We start from the raw sequence: 20,134 nt of genomic DNA, 5'->3' as shown, positions 1-20,134 counted from the left end.
GGGACGGAATCGGCGGCAACGACGCATCGCGGAGGGATCAGCGCAGGCCGGGGATGAACTGGATGATCAGATCGATCACCTTGATCCCCACGAACGGCAGGACCAGCCCGCCCAGTCCGTACAGCCAGATGTTGCGCCGCAGAAGCGCGGAGGCGGACGAGGGACGGTAATGGACCCCGCGCAGCGCGAGCGGGATCAGCGCCACGATGATCAGCGCGTTGAAGATGATCGCGGCGGAGATCGCGGAGGTCGGGCTGTGCAGCCGCATGATGTTGAGGTTGTCGAGGCCCGGATACACCACGGCGAACATCGCGGGGATGATCGCGAAGTACTTGGCGACGTCGTTGGCGATCGAGAACGTGGTCAGCGCGCCGCGCGTGATGAGCAACTGCTTGCCGATCGCGACGATCTCGATCAGCTTCGTCGGGTTGGAGTCCAGGTCCACCATGTTCCCGGCCTCCTTGGCGGCCGACGTGCCAGTGTTCATCGCCACGCCCACATCCGCCTGCGCCAGCGCCGGGGCGTCATTCGTACCGTCACCCGTCATCGCGACCAGCTTGCCGCCACCCTGCTCCCCCCTGATGAGCGCCATCTTGTCCTCAGGAGTGGCCTCGGCGAGGAAGTCGTCCACCCCCGCCTCCTGCGCGATCGCCCGCGCGGTCAGCGGATTGTCCCCCGTGATCATGACCGTCCTGATACCCATCCGCCGCAACTCCCCGAACCGCTCCCGCATCCCCTCCTTGACCACATCCTTGAGATGCACGACCCCCAGCACCCGGGCGCTCCGGGTGCCGTCACGGCGTGTCACCTCGGCAACGACCAACGGGGTACCGCCGCTCGCCGAGATGGCGTCCACGATCCCGCCGGCCGCGACCATGGCCGCTCCGGAAGCCCCACCGGGAGCCCCGCCGAAAGCCCCGCCGGAGGTTCCACCGGAAGCCCCGCCGGAGGCCGTGCCCGAAAGGCCGCCGGAAGTCCCGCCGTCCCCGCCCCCTCCGTTCTCCCGCACCCAGCGCATCACCGCCGCCGCCGCTCCCTTGCGCAGTGAGCGGCGGCCGTCCGGGAGGGGCAGATCGACCCCGCTCATCCGGCTCTGCGCGGAGAACGGTACGAACTCGGCGCCCGCCAGCTCTCCTTCCTCCCTTCCCCGCAGCGCGTACCGTTCCTTGGCGAGTACCACGATCGAGCGGCCCTCCGGCGTCTCGTCCACGATCGACGAGAGCTGGGCGGCATCGGCCAGTTCCTCGACGCCGACACCGTCCACCGGGAGGAACTCGGCGGCCTGACGGTTGCCCAGGGTGATCGTGCCGGTCTTGTCGAGCAGCAGCGTGTTGACGTCCCCGGCCGCCTCGACCGCACGGCCGGACATGGCCAGCACATTGCGCTGCACGAGCCGGTCCATCCCCGCGATCCCGATGGCGGAGAGCAGAGCCCCGATGGTGGTGGGGATCAGCGCCACCACCAGGGCGATCAGGACGACGATCGGCTGTTCGGCGCGCGCGAAAACCGCGAACGGCTGGAGCGTCACCACGGCGATCAGGAAGACGATGGTCAGCGAGGCGAGCAGGATGTTCAGCGCGATCTCGTTGGGGGTCCGCTGCCGGGCGGCGCCCTCGACCAGGGCGATCATCCGGTCGATAAAGGTCTCTCCGGGCCTGGAGGTGATCCGTACGACGATACGGTCGGACAGCACCTTCGTTCCGCCGGTCACCGCCGAACGGTCGCCGCCCGACTCACGGATGACCGGTGCCGACTCCCCCGTGATGGCCGACTCGTCCACACTCGCGACGCCCTCGACCACATCGCCGTCGCCCGGGATGGTCTGTCCGGCCTCCACCACCACATGGTCGCCGAGCCGCAGTTGTGTGGCCGACACCCGCTCTTCCTCCGGGTCCTGTGTGCGCGGGCGCCAACCTGGGGGAAGGCGGCGCGCGACGGTGTCCGTCTTGGCCCGGCGCAGCGTCTCGGCCTGCGCCTTCCCCCTGCCTTCGGCGACGGCCTCCGAGAGATTGGCGAAGACCGTGGTCAGCCAGAGCCAGACGGTGATCACCCACGCGAAGACGCTGGGATCCTTGATCGCCGACAGGGTGGTCAGGACCGCGCCCACCTCGACGACGAACATCACGGGATTGTGGACCATGACCCGGGGATCGAGTTTGCGCAGCGCGTCGGGCAACGAGACGACCAGTTGCCGGGGATCCAGCAGCCCACCGGAGACACGACGGCGGTTCCGGTTCGGATCCGGCTTCCGGTTCGGATCCGGCTTCCGGTTCGGATCCGGCTTCCGGTTCGGGGGCATCAGCGCAGCCCTTCCGCGAGGGGCCCCAGCGCGAGCGCGGGGAAGTAGGTGAGGCCGACGACAATGAGGATCACGCCGGTGAGCAGGCCGACGAAGAGCGGCCGGTGCGTGGGCAGCGTGCCCGCGTTGGCGGGGACCGGCTGCTCGGCGGCCAGGGATCCGGCGAGGGCCAGCACGAACACGACGGGCAGGAAACGGCCGACGAGCATCGCCAAACCGAGGGCGGTGTTGTACCAGACGGTGTCGGCGGACAGACCCGCGAAGGCCGAGCCGTTGTTGTTGGCGGCCGAGGTGAACGCGTACAGCACCTCCGAGAAGCCGTGCGGTCCCGGATTGAGCATCGCCGCGCGCTCCCCCGGCAGCGCCATGGCGATCCCCGCGCCGGTCAGCACCACGGCGGGGGTGGTGAGGATATAGAGCGAGGCGAACTTCATCTGCCGGCCGCGCAGCTTCTTGCCCAGGTACTCGGGCGTACGGCCGACCATCAGCCCCGCCACGAAGACGGCCACGACCGCCAGCACGAGGATGCCGTAGAGGCCGGATCCCGTACCGCCCGGGGCGATTTCGCCCAGCATCATATTGAAGATCGTCATCCCGCCACCGCCCGGTGTGTACGAGTCGTGGAAGGAGTTGACGGCGCCGCAGGACGTCAGTGTGGTGGCCGCCGCGAAGAGCGCCGACGACCAGATGCCGAAGCGCTGTTCCTTGCCCTCCATCATCGCGCCGGCCGTGTGGCCCGCCGTACTGCTCACGCTGTACAGCTCGTTGGCCGTGACGACGGCGGTGGAGGCGGCCCAGATCAGGGCCATGACGCCGAGGATCGCGTATCCCTGGCGCCGGTCGCCGGCCATCGTGCCGAAGGTGCGCGGCAGCGAGACGGCGATCACCAGCAGCAGATAGATCTCCAGCCAGTTGGTGAAGCCGTTCGGGTTCTCGAAGGGGTGGGCCGAGTTGGCGTTGTAGAAGCCGCCGCCGTTGGTGCCCAGCTCCTTGATGACTTCCTGCGAGGCGACCGGGCCGCCGGGAATGCTCTGGGAGCCGCCCGAGAGCGTCGTGACCGTATGAAAACCATGGAGGTTCTGCACCACGCCCGCCGCCACCAGCACGATCGCGAAGACCACACAGAGGGGAAGCAGTACGCGCATCACGACCCTGGTGAGGTCCACCCAGAAATTGCCCACCCGGTCGGTGTGGTGACGGGTGAATCCACGGATGAGGGCGGCCACCACCGCGATACCGACGGCGGCGGAGACGAAGTTCTGCACCGCGAGCCCCGCCATCTGTACGAGGTGGCCGAGCGCCGACTCACCCGCGTACGACTGCCAGTTCGTGTTCGTGACGAAGGACACCGCCGTGTTGAACGACTGGTCGGCGTCCATGGCGGGGGTGCCGAGGGAGAGCAGGAAATGGTTCTGGAGGCGCAGGAATCCGTAGAGGAACAGGACGGAGACGAGCGAGAACGCGAGCACACTGCGGAGGAAGGCGGTCCAGGTCTGGTCGGCGTCCCCGGAGACCCCGCCGAGGCGGTAGAGCAGCCGCTCGACCCGCCAGTGCCGGGGTGAGGTCAGGACGTACGCCAGATAGTCGCCCAGCGGACGGAAGGAGAGGGCGAGCGCCACCACCAGGGCGAGAATCTGGAGCCATCCCGCGAGGGTGTCGTTCATGGGGGACCTTTCCTGGGCCTTCCTCCGGTGGGAGAGGCTAGAAACGCTCGGGAAAGAGCAGGCAGAACACGAGATAGACGACAAGGAGCACGGCGACGACCAGTCCGACGACGTTCTCGACGGTCACAGCCGGCCCGCCCCCTTCGCGACCAGTCCGATCAACGCGAAGACCACGAGGGTGAGCACGACATGGATGAGGTCGGACATCTGCACCCCGTGGAGGATCGGGACGGGCGGGGACGGCTATGACGGAAACAGCTGTGACGGAAATCTGTGACGAGGACAGGTGTGACGAGGACAGGTGTGACGGGACGCGTATGACGGGGGACGGAGCCGGTCGCGGGGCCCGCCAGCCGTGCGCGACGCGGGCGGCAGCGGACGTTTGACGCTATCGGCCACCCGACTGGCGGGCTCCTGACACGCCGGAGCCGATCGAGTGGCCGCCCGTCGAGGGTCCGGCCGACGGCCACGGAGCGTGAGTGACCGGGCGTGCGATACCAGTAATCGTGGCGCTCCGCCCGAGATGCTGAGCCCTCGGAGTCATGACTACGCTTTACGGGCGGCTTGATCGATCACCAGGATCGAACGCAGGACGGACCGGCCGGTCAGAACCGAGCCGGGCCGAGAACGGACCAGACCGAACCGGATCGAACGACGGACATCACACGCCGGGTGGGTGAGAGCGCCCCGTCCGGCACTCCCCGGGCCATCCCAGGACCCGCCGATCCAGCCGCGTCGACGCCTCCGGGCCCGAACCGGGGCCCCTCCTCCCACAGGAAGAGGAATCGAACCATGAACCGCACCCGTCTGCGCACCACAGCCATGTCCACGGCCGCCGCGCTGGCCCTCCCGCTCTCGCTGGGAGCCATGGCCCCGCACGCCTTCGCCGCCCCGACACCGAGCACCTCCGCCTCGGCCGGTACGTCGGTGTCGCCCAGCACCTCCGCCTCACCCAGCCCGTCCACCTCGCCGAGCACCTCCACCTCGCCGAGCGCATCGGCCTCACCGTCGCCCAGCACATCCGCGTCCCCCGGTGCGGCCGTGCCCTTCGGCCCGGGGTGCTCCTCGCTGCTGCGCCAGGGCGTCGGGGGCAGCTTCGAGCGGATGGCGACCCAGCCGGTCGCCACCGCCCTGGCCGAGAACACGCATCTGTCCACCTTCGTCGCCCTGGCGAAGAAGGCCGGGCTGGTCGACAAGCTGAACTCCACGGAGGACATCACCGTCTTCGCCCCGACCAACGCCGCCTTCGCCAAGCTCAGCAAGGCGCAGCTCGATTCGCTCCGCACCAACGAGGCCCAGCTCAGGAAGGCCCTGAACTACCACGTGACGGAGAAGAGGGTCGCCCCCGACCAGCTCCCCGACGGTTCCTTCAAAACCCTGGAGGGAAGCACGCTCACCACGTCGGGCTCCGGTCAGTCGTTCAAGGTCAACCGGACGACGAACATCGTCTGCGGTGATGTCAGGACCGAGAACGCCACCGTGTACGTCGTCGACAGCGTGCTGATGCCGCCGAGCTGACGCGGCGGTACGGCTCCCGTCCTCGCCCACCGGCCGGCGCCCGGTCTCCCACGGAGGGAGAACGGGCGCCGGTCGTCTCCCCGCCCACCCCACTCGCCCGCTCACCCCGCACCCCGCATCCCGCCCGCATCCCGCACCCCGCACTCGGCGTCCCGTATCCGGCGTCCGGCGTCCGGCATCCCGAGCGCTCGACAGGCAACCGATTGGTTGCCTATGCTGCCGTGGAGATGACGATGGACGCGGTATTCAAGGCGCTCGCCGATCCCAGCCGCAGGCTCCTGCTGGACCGGCTCAACGGGCGCAACGGACAGACCCTGCGGGAGCTGAGCGAGGGGCTGGCCATGAGCAGACAGGCGGTGAGCAAACATCTCGCCGTGCTGGAGTCGGCCCTGCTGGTCACCTCCGCGCGGCGGGGCCGGGAGAAGTTCCACTACCTCAGCCCCGTGCCCATCCAGGACATCGCCGACCGCTGGATCGGCCAGTACGAGCGCGGCCGGATGGCCGCGCTGTCCCATGTGAAACGGACCTTGGAAGGACGACCACCCCCCATGAGCAAGCCCGAGTTTGTGTATGTGACCTATATCCAGACCACTGCGGAGAAGCTCTACCAGGCGCTCACCGACCCCGAGTTCATCAAGGCCTATATGGGCGGCACCGGCCCGGAGTCGACCTGGGAGGTGGGCGCCCCCCTTCGCTGGAAGTCCGACCCGAGCGGCGAGTTCAAGGATCTCGGTCAGCGGGTGCTGGAGGCGGAGCCCGGCAAGCGGCTCTCTTACACCTGGCACACCCTTCAGCCCATGCACCGAAACCTGTTCGACTCGGACGAGGCGTTCGCGAAGGCCCGCGAGGAACGCTCCAGGGTCACCTTCGACATCGAACCGGCCGAGGTGCCGATGATGGGGATCAAGCTGACCATCACCCATGACGGGTTCGACAGCCCGGAGAGCAAGATGCTGGAAGGCACCAGCGGCGGCTGGATCATGATCCTCTCCGCGCTCAAGACATTCCTGGAGGGCGGAAAGCTCGTCTCCGAACAGCAGACCGGCTGAGGACCGTATGCGGCGCGGCGCTCGGTGAGGCGCCCCGGTCACCGGAGCGCCTCACCGAGAACTATCGAACGCATGTTCTATGATTCCCCCGGCATGCCCCGTAACAGGCCCTTGATCAGGTCCGTTCTCCGGGCGCCCGCCCCGCCGCCCGCACCTCCGGAGGAATCATGCGCCCCGCCAAGCCCCTGCCGTCGTCGCTGCGGGCATGGGCCGAGCAAGCCGTCGGCCCCCTCTCCTGCGTACGGGACGCCTCCCACCCCCGGGAGAACTCGCGCGTCTGGGACATCACCGACTCCCTCGGCCGACGGTTCTTCGTCAAGCAGTCGCCGACAGCCGCGTTCTACGAGCGCGAGACCTTCGGCTACCGGTCCGCCGTACCCGCGCTGGGGTTCGGCCGCGCTCCGCGCCTCGTGGACACCGATGCCCGCCGACTGGCGATGCTGCTCACCGCCGTTCCCGGTACGCCGGTCTCACGGCTCACCCTCACCGTCCCGGAACACCGGGCCGCGCACCGCCAGTTCGGCGCGCTGCTGCGGCGGCTGCACGGCACGGAGAAGATGCCCGCGCAGGGTCGCCGGGCGGCCGAAGCGGCCGCCGAGCGCACGGCCGCCGATGCCGGGAAACACCTGGCACGCGTGGGCGACCGGCTCTCCGGAAACCGGCGCGCGCTCGTACGCCGTGCGGCCGACCACGTACTGCGGCTGGCCGATCTGCTCACCCCGGGCCATATCCACGGTGACGCGCGGGAGCGCAATGCCCTCTGGTCCCGGTCCGGGCCGGCCGCCGCCCCCGCCGGGATGCGGTCGTCCGGGCGGCTGTCCATGATCGACTTCGAGCGGTCCCGGTACGCCCCCGTCGTCCAGGACTTCGTACGGCTGGCCTGTGGGCCCTGGCAGGACCGCGACGATCTGCGGACCGCCTTCTTCCAGGGCTACGGCCGCCCGCTGACCGATGCCGAACGCCAAGCCCTGCCGTGCTTCGCGGCGCTGGACGCCGTGAGCTGTCTGGTCCATGGCCCGGCCCACGGCGAACACGAGGTCACCGAGCGGGGGCTGCGCACGCTCGACCGGCTGGAGAGAGGCACATTCCTCTGACGCCGGACCCGTTACGAGAGGGTGGCGCTGACCACCAGCACGAAGGCGGCGACGGAGAACAGGGTGCGGGCCCGGTGGCAGGCGTTCCAGCGGGACTCGAAGGCCTTGCGCGCCACGCTGTCGGGCGAGGAGGTCGACGCCGCCAGCGCGTTGTTGAGCGGGACATTGCCGCCGATGGTGATGAAGTGATTGATGAGCGCGCAGACCAGTCCCGCGACCAGAAGCCACTTCTGGTTGTCCGAACGGCCGTCCACGGGAACGGCGAGGGCCGCGATCGGGAACCCCACGATCGCGAAGAAGGTCAGCAGGAAGAGCGGGCGCGGCACCAGCTCGTTGATCCTGCGCATGGCCGGGACGAACTGCTCGTCCGTCAGCCGGGCGAGGGCGGGCATGACACCGGTCTGGAATATGAGGAAGTTCCCCGCGTACAGACCTGTGGAAATCGCGGAGAGAGCGAGCAGCAATGTGGCCATGGGCACATCATCGCGCACCAAGAGGCAGGTGTGGGACGGTTCTTGAGCGCTCCTCGATCACTGCGGAGGGCGCCCTGAGCGGGTCATCCGAACCGGTGGAGGACGGGCCGGTCGTCGGCGGGTCATTGTCCTCTTCCCTTCGTCTCGCGTGTCTCACTTGTCACGGGTTGTCCCGGACGGCTTGTCTCGTTTCATACCGAGTGATCACCAGCGTGCGCCAGCAAAGACGGATCTCCGAGGCTCTGGCATAGAGTCGCCACTCTCTGAACTGCACTTGTCACGGTGAGCGATGATGTGCGTACATGGAGTGGCGTACGGCTCCGAGGGGATGGCGGGGGTGGTCAGCCGTGGCGGATGTTTCAGGATCCGTACTCAACAGGTCGGCGCTGTCGTTGGGCGTGATGCGGGAGGACGTGGTGGACACGCTCCATCCTCCCGGCCGGCAGATCCGCGGGGTGCGTCAGGTGACGGCCACCCTCACGGCCCTGGTCCGCTCGGCCCGTCGTGAGCTGCTGATCTTCGACGATCCGGGAAGCTGTCTGGGGCAGTGCATTCCCGAGCAGTTCCTGGAGTTCGCCGGTGCCTGTGTCAGGGCGGCGGGCGATCTGGACTGGCAGGACGGCGGTCCCGGCGCGGGCCCCGGCGCCGGCGGAAAGGGGCGTGGCCGCTCCCCCGCGGTCGGTGTCCGCAGGATCGTGCCCCGGCACGGGCTGGCCGGGCTTCCGTACCCTCTGCCGCGCCAGCTCCCCGGCCGAGCCAGACAGACGGACTCGATCCCGTTCAAGATGATCCTGGTCGACCGGGCGGTGGCGGCCGTCCCGCTCGATCTCCAACTCCACTACCACGGACTGCTGCTGATCCGCGATCCGGTGGTCGTCCAGGCGCTGGTCCGTACGCATCAGACATGGTGGGAGACGGGCGAGGAGCTGCCCACCGCCACGCTCCCCACCCCCGGGGTGCTGCCGGGACAGCTCCGGCCCGTGCTGGAGGCCCTGCTGGCCGGGCTCACGGACGAGACGGCGGCGACCCGGCTGGGAATGTCGAGCCGGACCTACAGCCGCCGCGTGGGCGATCTCCTCACCGCCCTCGGCACGACGAGCCGCTTCCGGGCGGGGGCGGAAGCGGCTCGAAGAGGGTGGATCTAGAAAGGGGTGGATCCGAGAGGGCCTAGGAAACGATGTCCTTACGGGAGAAGCCGCGGAAGGCCAGGGCGAAGAGGATCAGGGCATAGGTCACCGAGATCGCCGAGCCCTTCAGCATGCCGCCCCATTCGAGCTGCGGCTGAAGCGCGTCCGCCCAGGCGAACTGCCAGTGCGCGGGCAGGAAGTCCCGCCAGGACCCCAGCGCCGTCACGGCGTCCAGCACATTGCCGACGATCGTCAGCCCGACCGCGCCGCCGACGGCCCCCAGCGGGGCGTCGGTCTTGGTCGACAGCCAGAACGCCAGTCCCGCGGTGACCAGTTGGGAGACAAAGATGAACGCGACGACCAGAGCCAGCCGCGGCAGGGCGTCGGCGGAGGCCAGTGAGCCGCCCGTGGGCAGCTCCAGTGGCCGCCAGCCGTACGCCGCCGTGCCCACCGCCAGCCCGACCAGCGGCAGCAGGACCATCGCCGCCGCGCTCATACCGAGCGCCACCACCAGCTTGCTCCAGAGCAGCCGGGCCCGGGGCACGGGCGCGGCCAGGAGATAGCGCAGCGAGGACCAGCTCGCCTCGGAGGCCACGGTGTCCCCGCAGAACAGCGCGACGGGCACCACCAGCAGAAAGCCCGCGGAGACGAAGAGGCAGGTGACGGCGAAGTTGACGCCGGAGGCAGTCGCGGTGTCGATCAGCGTCACCCGGTTGTTCTCACCGCCGTCCGGAGTGCCACCGATCGCGAAGGCCGCGACCAGGATGAAGGGCAGAGCGGCCAGCACCCCGCCCATCGCCAGCGTCCGTCTCCGCTTGAGCTGGCGCAGCGCCTCGACCCGCAGCGGCAGGGTGCGCCGGGTCCGGTAGCCGGGGGCCGATTCGATCAGCGCGCTCATGCGGAGCCTCCTGCGATCAGGGTGAGGAACGCGTCCTCCAGGCGGCGGTGCGGCCCGACGCCCGTGAGCGGTACGTCCAGCCGTACCAGCTCGGTGATCAGGGAACTGCTGCTCGCGCCGTCGAGCTGTACGAGCAGTCCGCCGTCCGTGCGTACGGCGGAGCCGATCCCCGCCAGCGCGGCGATCTTCTCCACGACGGGCTCGGACACCTGCTCGGCGGTCGTGATGAGCAGGGTGTCGCCGGAGCCGGTGATCTCCTCGACCGGACCGGCCTGGATGAGCTGACCGCGGTGCATGACCACCAGATGCGTACAGGACTGCTCGACCTCGGAGAGGAGGTGGCTGGAGACAATGACTGTCCTGCCACCGGCCGCATATCTGATCATCACATCCCGCATCTCACGGATCTGTGGCGGGTCGAGACCGTTGGTCGGTTCGTCGAGGATCAGCAGATCCGGCATACCGAGCATGGCCTGCGCGATGGCCAGCCGCTGCCGCATGCCCTGCGAGTAGGTGCGCACGGCCCGTGCGAGAGCGTCCCCGAGCCCGGCGATCTCCAGGGCCTCGTCCATCCGGGAATCCTCGGCGGGGCGGCCGGTGGCCTGCCAGTACAGCTCCAGATTGGCCCGGCCCGAGAGATGCGGCAGGAAGCCCGCTCCCTCGACGAACGAGCCGACCCGGGAGAGCACCGGAGCGCCCGGCCGCACGGCGTGCCCGAAGACCCGGATCTCCCCGGCGTCGGGGCTGATCAGCCCCATCAGCATGCGCAGGGTGGTGGTCTTGCCCGCACCGTTCGGGCCGAGCAGACCGAGCACCTGCCCCTTCTCCACCTGGAAGGAGAGGTCCCGCACCGCGTAACGGTCGGAGGACTTGGCGTACCGCTTGGTCAGTCCGGTGATCCGCAGGGGCACCTCGGCGAGCGCGGGATCGGGCGCCGGGGCGTTGGTGCGGCGCCGTGCAGTGAGCAGCAGGGCGCCCGCGATCAGCGCGCCCGCGGCCGGCAGGCCCCAGACCCACCAGGGCAGCCCGGTGGAGCCGGTGGTGAGGGCGGGCACGGTGGGCACGCTCAGCGGACCGCCCAGGGAGACCCGGTAGGTGGCCGGCGCGGCCGGTGAGGCGTAGCCGAGGTCAGTGGCGGAGAAGACGACCCGGAGCCGGTGGCCGGGCACGACCTGGTGGTCGACCGCGGGCAGCGTCAGCTCGACGGTCCTGCCCCGGCGCGCGTCCGCCACCCGTACGGGCGCGACGAGCTGTGCGGGCAGCACCTGCGAGCGGCCGTCGGGGCCGATGTCGTACACCTTGGCGAAGAGCACCGCGTCACCGCTGCTGGAGGAGACCGTGGCCCGGACGGTCGGTGAGCCGGTGATCCGCAGCGAGTGTTCCAGCGGCCGGGAGTCGAAGCTCGCGTACTGCCCGGGGAAGTCACGGGAGAGCCCCACGCCGAGCGAGGAGAGCTGGGAGATCCCGCCGGTCAGTCCGGGGACGGCCGAGACGGCGGGCGGGCTCGCGCCGGCCGGGTTGGCGAAGGTCCGGGTGCCGCCGGCGAGCGGGACGGTGGTGGAGCCGTTCGCCAGCCCCGGGTAGCGGTCGCTGCTCGCGCCCCTGATCCGGGTCTCGCCGTCGGTGGAGTCGATGCCTCCGGTCCGGCTGACCCGGAAGGCGGGTCCGGTGTCCGTGGCCTTCTCGTCCTTGAGATAGCGGTCGAACCAGGAGGAGATCCTGCCCTGGAGCCGTTCGCTCTCCTGGTCCCCGCCGTCGTGGCCGCCCGCCATCCAGTCGACGTCGACGGGGGCGCCGTTGCCGCTGATCGCCTTCGCCATCGCGTCGGCCTGGCCGAGCGGGAAGAGGGAGTCGGTCTGGCCCTGCACGATCAGCGCGGGCACATCGATACGGTCACCGACGGCGGACGGGCTGCGCTCCTCCAGCAGTTCACGGGCGGCGGTGTCCGGTGTGCCGGAGACGGCGACCCGCTGGTACATCGCGCAGAGCCGCTTCTCGAAGGTGGTGCAGCCGCCGCCCGTGGAGAAGAAAATCCCGGCCCAGAGCTTCTTGAAGACCCCGTCGGGGAAGAGCGCGTCGGCGAGGTTCCAGTAGGTGATCAGCGGGGCGATCGCGTCGACCCGCTGGTCGTATCCGGCGGTGAGCAGCGAGACGGCGCCGCCGTAGGAGGCACCGGTCACCCCCACCCGGGGGTCGCCCTTGCCGTCGAGCCGGACCTCGGGCCGCTTCGCCAGCCAGTCGATCAGCCGGGAGACGTCCTTGACCTCGTGGTCGGGGTCGTTGAGGCCGATCTCGCCGGTGGACTTGCCGAAGCCGCGCGCGGACCAGGTCAGTACCGCGTATCCGTCGCGTGCGAGTTTCTGGGCCTGGGCCCGTACATCGTTCTTGCTGCCGCCGAAGCCGTGCCCGATCAGCACGGCGGGTCTGCGTCCGTCGCCCGTGGTGAAGTACGAGGTGTCGATCCGGGCGCCGGGCATGTTGAGCACCTGGTCCTGCTGGTGCACGGCGGGCGGGCCGTCCGAGGCGACGGCGGTCCAGGTCCCGGCTCCGACGAGCACGGCGAAGGCGGCCACGCCCACGAGCCAGCGCGGGCGTGACCGGGACCGGCGGGGGGTTGGGGTCTCCATGCTTGAACCCTAAACGGGCCCTGGCACCGACAGCGCCGACGCCGGTCTGAACTCGGCAGCCTCCTCGAGTAGTACGGCGAGGGCGCCGCGTACACCAGACGCGGTACGCGACCCACCTCAGGCGCCCACCAGATGTCCCAGAAGCGCACCGTCGGCCGGGTAGACGGACTCGGCGGGCAGCAGCTTCGCGGCGCCGGCGCGGTCCCCCTCACGCACCAGGACGCGGACCCGGTGCGCGAGCGCGGTCACATCCGTGATGGCGACCGTCCACTCGTCCGCGTAGCGGCGCGCGGCCTCGCCGGACAGGCCGAGCTGGAGCGACCGGTAGGGCAGAGGCGCGAGAGCCAGATCGCGCTCCGGGTCCCACTGGACCCGGGCGGCAGCCGCCCTCAGCTCCCGCCGCCAGGCCGCCTGGTCGGCGTGTACGGCCCGGTCGTAGTGCGACAGACACGCGTTCCGCAGCGCCCATTCGAAGCCGTCCCGGGTGATCTCCACGGCCAGTACGGTCTCCTGCCCCTCCTTGGTTGCCCAGCCGCAGCGGTACATCATCCACAGGAACGACGGCTTGATCCAGGTCATACGGTCGCGCTTCCAGGCGCCGGGGAATCGGCCGTCCTGGGCCGCGGGGCGGCCGATGGCCGGGGGATAGGCCTGATAGACGGTGATCGTCGTCGGCGTGTGCAGCGCTCGGATCCGGTGCTTCGGTTCTGGCATGGAGCCAGCGTGCTGCGGCGCTCGGCCGGCGGGCCAGTGATTTACGGGGCGCGTGGGCCGGGGTGACGGGGGTCAGGTGAGGGTGATCTCGGGGTGGTACTGGTCCATCCAGACCGCCATGTCCAGCGTGCGCTCAAGACCGCGCCGTGAGGCCATGGTGATCTGCGGGGTCTCGCGTTCCGCCGCCTGGCGGACCCGGTCGGGGTCGAGCACGGCGAAGACCGGGTGCGAGGGATCGGCGAGCAGGTCCTTGGTCTGCTGCTGGAGGACGATCGCGTACTTGGGGTCCTGCGTGGAGGGGTACGGGCTCTTCACCCGGTCGTAGACCGACTTGGGCAGCAGATCCGCCGTCGCCTCCCGCAGCAGGCTCTTCTCCCTGCCGTCGAAGGACTTCATCGACCATGGGGCGTTGTACACGTACTCGACCAGCCGGTGGTCGCAGAACGGCACCCGGACCTCGAGTCCGACCGCCATGCTCATCCGGTCCTTGCGGTCGAGCAGCAGCCGGACGAAGCGGGTCAGATGGAGCCGGCAGATCTTCCGCATCCGGTACTCGAAGTCGCTCTCGCCGTCCAGGCGCTCGATACCGGCGATGGCCGTGGCGTAGCTGTCGCGGACGAATCCCCGCAGGTCCAGGGCCTTGGTCACTTCGGGCCGCAGTACGTCGGCGTCGTCCCCGATGTAGTCCTCGAACCGCACCAGCCAGGGGAACATCTCGGCCTGTCTGGCCTCCTCGTCGAAAAACTGGAGGTAGCCGCCGAAGACCTCGTCGGCCGACTCGCCGGAGAGCGCGACGGTCGAACGCTCACGGACCTCCCGGAAGAGCAGATAGAGCGAGGCGTCCATGTCGCCCAGCCCCATGGGAAGGTCACGGGCCCTGATCACCCTGGCCCGTACCTCGGGGTCGGCCAGGGCGATCGAGTCGAGCACGATGTCCTGGTGCCGGGTGCCCGAGGCGCGCGCGACATCGTGGACGAAGGGGGCGTCCGGGGTGGTACGGAGTTCATCGGCGACGAAGTGCTCCGTCTGGCCCACGAAGTCGACAGCGAAACTGCGGACCTTGTCGCCGGTCTCGGCGAGCTGCCGGGCGGCCAGCGCCGTCATCGCGGAGGAGTCCAGTCCGCCGGACAGCAGGGTGCAGCGCGGTACGTCGGAGACGAGCTGGCGGCGCACGATGTCGTCGAGGAGCGTGCGCACCCGCCCCAGCGTGGTGTTCCGGTCGTCGGTGTGCGGGCGGGTCTCCAGTGACCAGTAGACATGGTGGTGCAGGCCGTTCCTGTCCATGGTCACGAGGGTGCCGGGCTCGACTTCGCGCATACCGTCCCAGACCGCCTGGCCGGGCGTTTTGACGAAGCCGAACAGTTCGCGCAGCCCGTCGAGGCCGACCCGGGCACGGGCGAGCGGGTTGGCGAGGATCGCCTTGGGCTCGGAGCCGAACAGCACACCGCCGGGAATCGGATGGTAGTAGAAGGGCTTGATGCCCATCCGGTCGCGGATCATCACCAGCTTCTGGTGCCGGCCGTCCCAGATCGCGAAGGCGTACATCCCGTTGAGGCGTTCGGCCATGGCCTCGCCCCACTCCAGATAGCCGTGCAGGACGACTTCGGTGTCGGAGTCGGTGGTGAACCGATGGCCGCGCCCGGTCAGCTCCGCGCGCAACTCCGTGAAGTTGTACGTCTCGCCCGAGTAGACGAGTACGAGCGTGCCCCCTGGTGTCGCGAGGGTCATCGGCTGCCGCCCGCCGGGCAGGTCGATGATCGCCAGTCGGCGGTGTCCGAGGGCGGCGGGTCCGCTGATCCAGGTGCCGCCGTCGTCGGGGCCCCGGCAGGACATCGTCTCCGTCATCGCGTCCAGGGTTTCGGACGCGTCGAGGAGTGCACGGTCGAAGGAGACCCAACCGGTGATGCCGCACATGTGTCCTCCAGCTCCGGCCGCCGGACCAGTTGTATCCAGCACCTACTTATCGAGCGTCCGCCATGCCGGTACACCCGGTCAACGCGAGCGTTTCCCCGATGGTCACAGGGGACGGCGTTTTCGACGCTCTCCGGCGGGACGCGGAGGGGTGCCGCCGCCCCGGCCGCGGGGCGGCACAAGGCCTGTGAGGCGTCGGAGGAGCCCGCTCGGAGCTACAACCGGACCGCGGGCAAAGACTTCCCCAATTACCCCGAACGGCCCATACCGGGACACACTGCCTTGCCCATACCGGGACGCCCGCAGGAACGAGCGGCGGCCCGTACGGACGGTGCTGTCCGTGCGGGCCGCCGCTCAGGTGCTCCGACGGCCGGGCTTCGCCGGCGGCCGGTCAGTGGTTGCGCGGGAATCCCAGGTCCACGCCCGCCGGGGCCTCGGACGGGTCGGGCCAGCGCGTGGTGACCACCTTGCCGCGCGTGTAGAAGTGCACGCCGTCGTTGCCGTAGATGTGGTGGTCACCGAAGAGCGAGTCCTTCCAGCCGCCGAAGGAGTGGTAGCCGACGGGTACCGGGATCGGCACATTGACCCCGACCATGCCGGCCTCGACCTCCAGCTGGAACCGCCGGGCCGCGCCGCCGTCACGGGTGAAGATCGCCGTACCGTTGCCGAACGGCGAGGCGTTGATCAGCTCCACGCCCTCCTCGTAGGTCTCCGTGCGCAGCACGCACAGGACCGGGCCGAAGATCTCGTCGCGATAGGCGTCGGACTCGGTGGAGACCCGGTCGAGCAGGGAGAGGCCGATCCAGTGGCCGTCCTCGAAGCCGTCGACCGTGTATCCCGTGCCGTCCAGGACGACCTCGGCGCCCTGGGCCGCCGCTCCCGTGACGTAGGAGGCGACCTTGTCGCGGTGCGCCTTGGTGATGAGCGGGCCCATCTCGGAGGAGGGGTCGGCGCCGGGACCGATCTTGATCTTCTCGGCGCGCTCGCGGATCTTGGCGACCAGTTCGTCACCGATCGCTCCCACCGCGACGACCGCCGAGATCGCCATACAGCGCTCACCGGCCGAGCCGTACGCCGCGGAGACGGCCGCGTCGGCGGCGGCGTCGAGATCGGCGTCCGGCAGGACGAGCATATGGTTCTTGGCGCCGCCGAGCGCCTGCACCCGCTTGCCGTTGGCGGAGGCCGTGGTGTGGATGTGGCGGGCGATCGGCGTGGAGCCGACGAAGGAGACGGCCGCCACGTCCGGGTGCGCGAGCAGGGAGTCCACCGCGACCTTGTCGCCGTGGACAACATTCAGCACACCGTCGGGCAGCCCCGCCTCGGCGGCCAGCTCCGCCAGCAGATTCGACGCCGAGGGGTCCTTCTCGCTGGGCTTCAGTACGAAGGTGTTCCCGCAGGCGATCGCCAGGGGGAACATCCACATCGGCACCATCGCGGGGAAGTTGAAGGGGGTGATGCCCGCGACGACCCCCAGTGACTGGCGGATGGCCGCGACATCCACCCGGCTGGAGACCTGGGTGGACAGCTCCCCCTTGAGCTGGGTGGTGATCCCGCAGGCCAGCTCGACGATCTCCAGACCCCGCGCGACCTCGCCGAGCGCGTCCGAGTGCACCTTGCCGTGCTCGGCGGTGATCAGCGCGGCGATGTCGTCACGGTGCGCGTCGAGCAGCGCGCGGTAGCGGAAGAGAACACCGGTGCGCTGGGCCAGGGAGGAGGTGCCCCAGGTGGCGTACGCGGCCTTGGCCGCGGCGACGGCGCTGTCCACCTCCTCGGCGGAGGCCAGCGCGACCTGGGTGGTGACGGCGCCGGTCGCCGGGTCGGTCACCGGACCCCAGTTGCCCGACGCGCCCTCGACGGTCTTGCCACCGATCCAGTGGTTGACGGTCTTCATTGCGTGCTCCTTCACAGATGACGGCGCCGGGCGGCAGCGTGCCGGTCGTACTCCTCGCGGGCCTTGACCGCGGGCGTACGGGTCGCTGTCTCGGCCACCGGAACATCCCACCATGCCTGGGCCGGGGGCACGCCGGACATAGTGTCTGCCGTTTCGGTCTCCACGTAGACACATGTGGGGTCGTCGGCCGCACGCGCCTCGGCCAGGGCTTCGCGCAGGTCACGGACGGTCTTGGCGCGGATCACCCGCATGCCGAGGGAGGCCGCGTTGGCCGCCAGATCGACGGGCAGGGGGGCGCCGGTGTACGTACCGTCGGGCGCCCGGAAGCGGTAGGCCGTACCGAACCCCTCGGCGCCGACCGACGCGGAGAGACCTCCGATGGAGGCATAGCCGTGGTTCTGGAGGATCACCACCTTGAGGGGCAGCCGCTCCTGGACCCCGGTGACGATCTCCGTGGGGTTCATCAGATACGTGCCGTCACCGACCAGGGCCCAGACCGGCCTGCCGGGGTCCGCGAGGAGAACACCGAGGGCGGCCGGGATCTCATAGCCCATGCAGGAGTAGCCGTACTCCACGTGGTACTGGTCGCGCGACCGGGAGCGCCACAGCTTGTGGAGATCGCCGGGGAGCGAGCCGGCCGCGTTGATGAGGATGTCCTCACCGGTGACCAGCGCGTCGAGCACCCCGAGCACCTGGGCCTGGGTGGGCCGGACCAGATCCTCGTCCGCGGTGAACGCGGCCTCGACGCGGTGCTCCCAGCGCTCCTTGTCCTCGCCGTACTCGGCCGCGTACGAGGGGGCCACCCGATGGCCGCCGTCCTCTGCGGTGAGCGCGGCGGTCAGCCCCTCCAGGGCGGTACGGGCGTCCGCCACCAGCGGACGGGCCGCGAGCTTGTGGGCGTCGAAGCCGGTGACATTCAGATTGAGGAAGCGGACGGCCGGGTTGGCGAAGAGCGTGGCGGACGCGGTGGAGAAGTCCGACCAGCGGGTGCCGACGCCGATCACCAGATCCGCGGTCCTGGCCAGCTCATCGGCGGTGGCGGTGCCGGTGTGACCGATCCCGCCGACATCGCAGGGGTGGTCGTGCGGCAGCGAGCCCTTGCCCGCCTGGGTGGAGGCGACCGGGATGCCGGTGGCGTCGGCGAAGGCGGCGAGGGCCTCCTCCGCCGCGCTGTGGTGGACCCCGCCGCCCGCGACCAGCAGCGGACGGGCGGCTGCCCGGACCAGCCGCACCGCGTCGGCGAGTTCCTCCGGATCGGGCGCCTGCCGGCGGACCCGCCAGACGCGCTCGGCGAAGAACTCCTCCGGCCAGTCGTATGCCTCCGCCTGGACGTCCTGAGGCAGTGCGAGGGTGACCGCGCCGGTCTGCGCGGGGTCACTGAGCACCCGCATCGCGGCCAGCGCGGCCGGGATCAGCGCCTCGGGGCGGGTGACCCGGTCGAAGTACACCGAGACGGGGCGCAGGGCGTCGTTGACCGAGACATCCCCCGCGGAGGGGACTTCGAGCTGCTGGAGAACGGGGTCGGCGGGACGGGTGGCGAAGGTGTCACCGGGGAGCAGCAGCACGGGGAGGCGGTTGATGGTGGCGAGTGCCGCACCGGTGACGAGATTGGTGGCGCCGGGGCCGATGGAGGTGGTCACGGCATGGGCGGAGAGGCGGTTGCTCTGACGGGCATAGCCGACGGCGGCGTGGACCATCGCCTGCTCGTTCCGTCCCTGCAAGTACCTCATCTCGTCCGTGGACTCGACAAGGGCCTGTCCGATGCCCGCCACATTGCCATGCCCGAAGATGCCCCAGACGGCGTTGACCAGGCGCTTTCTGCTGCCGTCCCGTTCGGTGTACTGCCGGGACAGAAAGGTGACCAGCGCCTGGGCGACGGTGAGACGGCGTGTGCTCATCGGGGGCCCTCCTCGGCTCCGTGCGGGGGCGGCGCTCCGTGCGACCGCGGTTCCGCACCGTACAGCGGCAGGCGCGGGTCGACGGCGAGCTCCGGCCAGGTGTCCCTGATCCAGCCGTGGTCGGGGTGGTCGCGGATCAGCCACTCCCTGGACTCGCCCGGCCCGGCCATCACATTGAGGTAGTACATGTCGCGTCCCGGCGCGGCGATGGAGGGACCGTGCCAGCCGTCCGGGATCAGGACGGTGTCGCCCGTACGGACCTCGGCGAGCACATCGGTGCCGCCGGGGCGGGAGGGCGACACCCGGTGGTAGCCGAGGCCGCCGCCGTCGATCTCGAAGTAGTAGATCTCCTCCAGCTCGGACTCCTCGCCCGGGTGGTGCTCGTCGTGCTTGTGCGGCGGGTACGACGACCAGTTGCCGCCGGGGGTGAGCACCTCGACGGCGATGAGCCGGTCGCAGTCGAAGACACCGGCGGCCGCGAAGTTGTTGACCTGGCGCGAGCAGGTGCCCGCGCCGCGCAGCTCGACCGGTACCTCCGGCGCGGGACCGTAGCGAGCGGGGAGTCGTCGCTCGCACCTCGCTCCTGCCAGGGCGAAGCGGCCTCCCGCACCGGAGGCGATCTGTGCGTGGGCGTCGCGCGGAACATATGCGAAGTCCGTGACTCCGCTGAACACGCTTTCCCTGCCCAGCAGTTCAAAGAACTCGCCCTCTGTGTGCACCGTACAACCGCCGGTGAGCGGAAGCACGATCCACTCGCTGTTCCCGGTGGCCAGGGAGTGGGTGCCACCGGGCGGGAGTTCCAGGATCCGGAGACTGCTGTGGGACCAGCCGGCCCGGCCGGGATCGATGTCGAGGGCGTACGGTCCGGCGGAGGCGCTGCCCGCGGGCACATACCGCTCCGGCTGTCCGTTCCGCTCCCGCCGGCCGTGCGGGCCACGCGGCTGCTGGTCGGTCGTCATGATGTCTCCGTA

General features: G+C 70.0%; 15 protein-coding genes. 4 read left to right on the top strand and 11 right to left on the bottom strand.

Features of this window, described 5'->3' with window-relative positions; genetic code table 11:
* Positions 1-37 precede the first annotated feature (37 nt).
* The 3 genes from kdpB to kdpF are packed head-to-tail and all read right to left on the bottom strand — an operon-like array spanning position 38 to position 4,090.
* A complete protein-coding gene (kdpB, locus tag ACFYYH_RS06920; protein ID WP_388546903.1) occupies positions 38-2,299 on the bottom strand; it encodes a potassium-transporting ATPase subunit KdpB in 2,262 nt (753 codons plus the stop codon).
* Entirely contained in the window at positions 2,299-3,963 is a 1,665-nt protein-coding gene (gene kdpA, locus ACFYYH_RS06915; protein ID WP_388546900.1) for a potassium-transporting ATPase subunit KdpA, read from the bottom strand. Before kdpA ends, kdpB begins: the two co-directional genes overlap by 1 nt.
* 37 nt (positions 3,964-4,000) lie before the next feature.
* Entirely contained in the window at positions 4,001-4,090 is a 90-nt protein-coding gene (gene kdpF, locus ACFYYH_RS06910) for a K(+)-transporting ATPase subunit F (protein WP_388546898.1), read from the bottom strand.
* Positions 4,091-4,755: 665 nt separating this feature from the next.
* Between kdpF and ACFYYH_RS06905 the strand changes: the two genes are divergently transcribed.
* From ACFYYH_RS06905 to ACFYYH_RS06895, 3 genes are all read left to right on the top strand, one after another.
* Positions 4,756-5,481 carry a fasciclin domain-containing protein gene (locus ACFYYH_RS06905; protein ID WP_388546895.1) on the top strand — a complete coding sequence of 242 codons (726 nt, stop codon included), beginning with the start codon at positions 4,756-4,758 and terminating at the stop codon, positions 5,479-5,481.
* 233 nt (positions 5,482-5,714) lie between these two features.
* Positions 5,715-6,530, top strand: a complete 816-nt coding sequence (locus tag ACFYYH_RS06900) for an ArsR/SmtB family transcription factor (protein WP_388546893.1) — start codon at positions 5,715-5,717, stop codon at positions 6,528-6,530.
* A 167-nt stretch (positions 6,531-6,697) separates the two neighbouring features.
* Positions 6,698-7,624: a phosphotransferase enzyme family protein gene (locus ACFYYH_RS06895; protein WP_388546890.1), complete on the top strand. Its 927-nt coding sequence runs from the start codon at positions 6,698-6,700 to the stop codon at positions 7,622-7,624.
* A gap of 11 nt (positions 7,625-7,635) precedes the next feature.
* Here ACFYYH_RS06895 and ACFYYH_RS06890 read toward each other — a convergent pair whose 3' ends face one another.
* Entirely contained in the window at positions 7,636-8,097 is a 462-nt protein-coding gene (locus ACFYYH_RS06890; RefSeq protein WP_388546889.1) for a DUF1772 domain-containing protein, read from the bottom strand.
* Between the two features lie 347 nt (positions 8,098-8,444).
* Here ACFYYH_RS06890 and ACFYYH_RS06885 point away from each other — a divergent pair, with 347 nt between their 5' ends.
* Positions 8,445-9,242 (top strand): DNA-binding response regulator, encoded by a 798-nt coding sequence (locus tag ACFYYH_RS06885; protein ID WP_388546886.1) that lies wholly within the window; start codon positions 8,445-8,447, stop codon positions 9,240-9,242.
* 22 nt (positions 9,243-9,264) lie between these two features.
* Here the strand turns inward: ACFYYH_RS06885 and ACFYYH_RS06880 are convergent, their stop codons facing one another.
* The 7 genes from ACFYYH_RS06880 to iolB form a co-directional block, all read right to left on the bottom strand.
* The gene (locus ACFYYH_RS06880; protein WP_388546884.1) at positions 9,265-10,122 is read right to left on the bottom strand and encodes an ABC transporter permease; all 858 of its coding nucleotides are present in this window, start codon (positions 10,120-10,122) and stop codon (positions 9,265-9,267) included.
* On the bottom strand, positions 10,119-12,749 hold the full coding sequence (locus ACFYYH_RS06875) for an alpha/beta fold hydrolase (RefSeq protein ID WP_388546881.1): 2,631 nt from the start codon (positions 12,747-12,749) through the stop codon (positions 10,119-10,121). The genes ACFYYH_RS06880 and ACFYYH_RS06875 overlap by 4 nt, the downstream gene beginning before the upstream one ends.
* Positions 12,750-12,866: 117 nt before the next feature.
* Complete coding sequence (locus ACFYYH_RS06870; protein WP_388546877.1) at positions 12,867-13,463, bottom strand: DUF4291 domain-containing protein; 597 nt, start codon at positions 13,461-13,463, stop codon at positions 12,867-12,869.
* 72 nt (positions 13,464-13,535) lie between these two features.
* Positions 13,536-15,377 carry an asparagine synthase (glutamine-hydrolyzing) gene (gene asnB, locus ACFYYH_RS06865; RefSeq protein WP_388546876.1) on the bottom strand — a complete coding sequence of 614 codons (1,842 nt, stop codon included), beginning with the start codon at positions 15,375-15,377 and terminating at the stop codon, positions 13,536-13,538.
* Positions 15,378-15,765: 388 nt separating this feature from the next.
* Positions 15,766-17,265 (bottom strand): CoA-acylating methylmalonate-semialdehyde dehydrogenase, encoded by a 1,500-nt coding sequence (gene mmsA, locus ACFYYH_RS06860; RefSeq protein WP_388546874.1) that lies wholly within the window; start codon positions 17,263-17,265, stop codon positions 15,766-15,768.
* A gap of 11 nt (positions 17,266-17,276) precedes the next feature.
* Entirely contained in the window at positions 17,277-19,163 is a 1,887-nt protein-coding gene (gene iolD / locus ACFYYH_RS06855; RefSeq protein WP_388546872.1) for a 3D-(3,5/4)-trihydroxycyclohexane-1,2-dione acylhydrolase (decyclizing), read from the bottom strand.
* Positions 19,160-20,122 carry a 5-deoxy-glucuronate isomerase gene (gene iolB, locus ACFYYH_RS06850; protein ID WP_388546870.1) on the bottom strand — a complete coding sequence of 321 codons (963 nt, stop codon included), beginning with the start codon at positions 20,120-20,122 and terminating at the stop codon, positions 19,160-19,162. Before iolB ends, iolD begins: the two co-directional genes overlap by 4 nt.
* Between the last annotated feature and the right edge of the window lie 12 nt (positions 20,123-20,134).

Source organism: Streptomyces sp. NPDC002018 (genome assembly GCF_042890865.1).
Classification (GTDB): domain Bacteria; phylum Actinomycetota; class Actinomycetes; order Streptomycetales; family Streptomycetaceae; genus Streptomyces.
The sequence above is the reverse complement of the archived record's forward strand: the minus strand, read 5'-3'. Positions and strand labels throughout refer to the sequence as shown.

Bases quoted from the DNA above. Each gene is read 5' to 3' on its own strand.
- ACFYYH_RS06900 (WP_388546893.1), top strand. From the start codon at position 5,715: ATGGACGCGGTATTCAAGGCGCTCGCCGATCCCAGCCGCAGGCTCCTG.
- iolB (WP_388546870.1), bottom strand. From the start codon at position 20,122: ATGACGACCGACCAGCAGCCGCGTGGCCCGCACGGCCGGCGGGAGCGG.
- ACFYYH_RS06890 (WP_388546889.1), bottom strand. From the start codon at position 8,097: ATGGCCACATTGCTGCTCGCTCTCTCCGCGATTTCCACAGGTCTGTAC.
- kdpA (WP_388546900.1), bottom strand. From the start codon at position 3,963: ATGAACGACACCCTCGCGGGATGGCTCCAGATTCTCGCCCTGGTGGTG.
- ACFYYH_RS06875 (WP_388546881.1), bottom strand. From the start codon at position 12,749: ATGGAGACCCCAACCCCCCGCCGGTCCCGGTCACGCCCGCGCTGGCTC.
- asnB (WP_388546876.1), bottom strand. From the start codon at position 15,377: ATGTGCGGCATCACCGGTTGGGTCTCCTTCGACCGTGCACTCCTCGAC.
- ACFYYH_RS06870 (WP_388546877.1), bottom strand. From the start codon at position 13,463: ATGCCAGAACCGAAGCACCGGATCCGAGCGCTGCACACGCCGACGACG.
- mmsA (WP_388546874.1), bottom strand. From the start codon at position 17,265: ATGAAGACCGTCAACCACTGGATCGGTGGCAAGACCGTCGAGGGCGCG.
- ACFYYH_RS06895 (WP_388546890.1), top strand. From the start codon at position 6,698: ATGCGCCCCGCCAAGCCCCTGCCGTCGTCGCTGCGGGCATGGGCCGAG.
- ACFYYH_RS06880 (WP_388546884.1), bottom strand. From the start codon at position 10,122: ATGAGCGCGCTGATCGAATCGGCCCCCGGCTACCGGACCCGGCGCACC.
- ACFYYH_RS06905 (WP_388546895.1), top strand. From the start codon at position 4,756: ATGAACCGCACCCGTCTGCGCACCACAGCCATGTCCACGGCCGCCGCG.
- kdpB (WP_388546903.1), bottom strand. From the start codon at position 2,299: ATGCCCCCGAACCGGAAGCCGGATCCGAACCGGAAGCCGGATCCGAAC.
- iolD (WP_388546872.1), bottom strand. From the start codon at position 19,163: ATGAGCACACGCCGTCTCACCGTCGCCCAGGCGCTGGTCACCTTTCTG.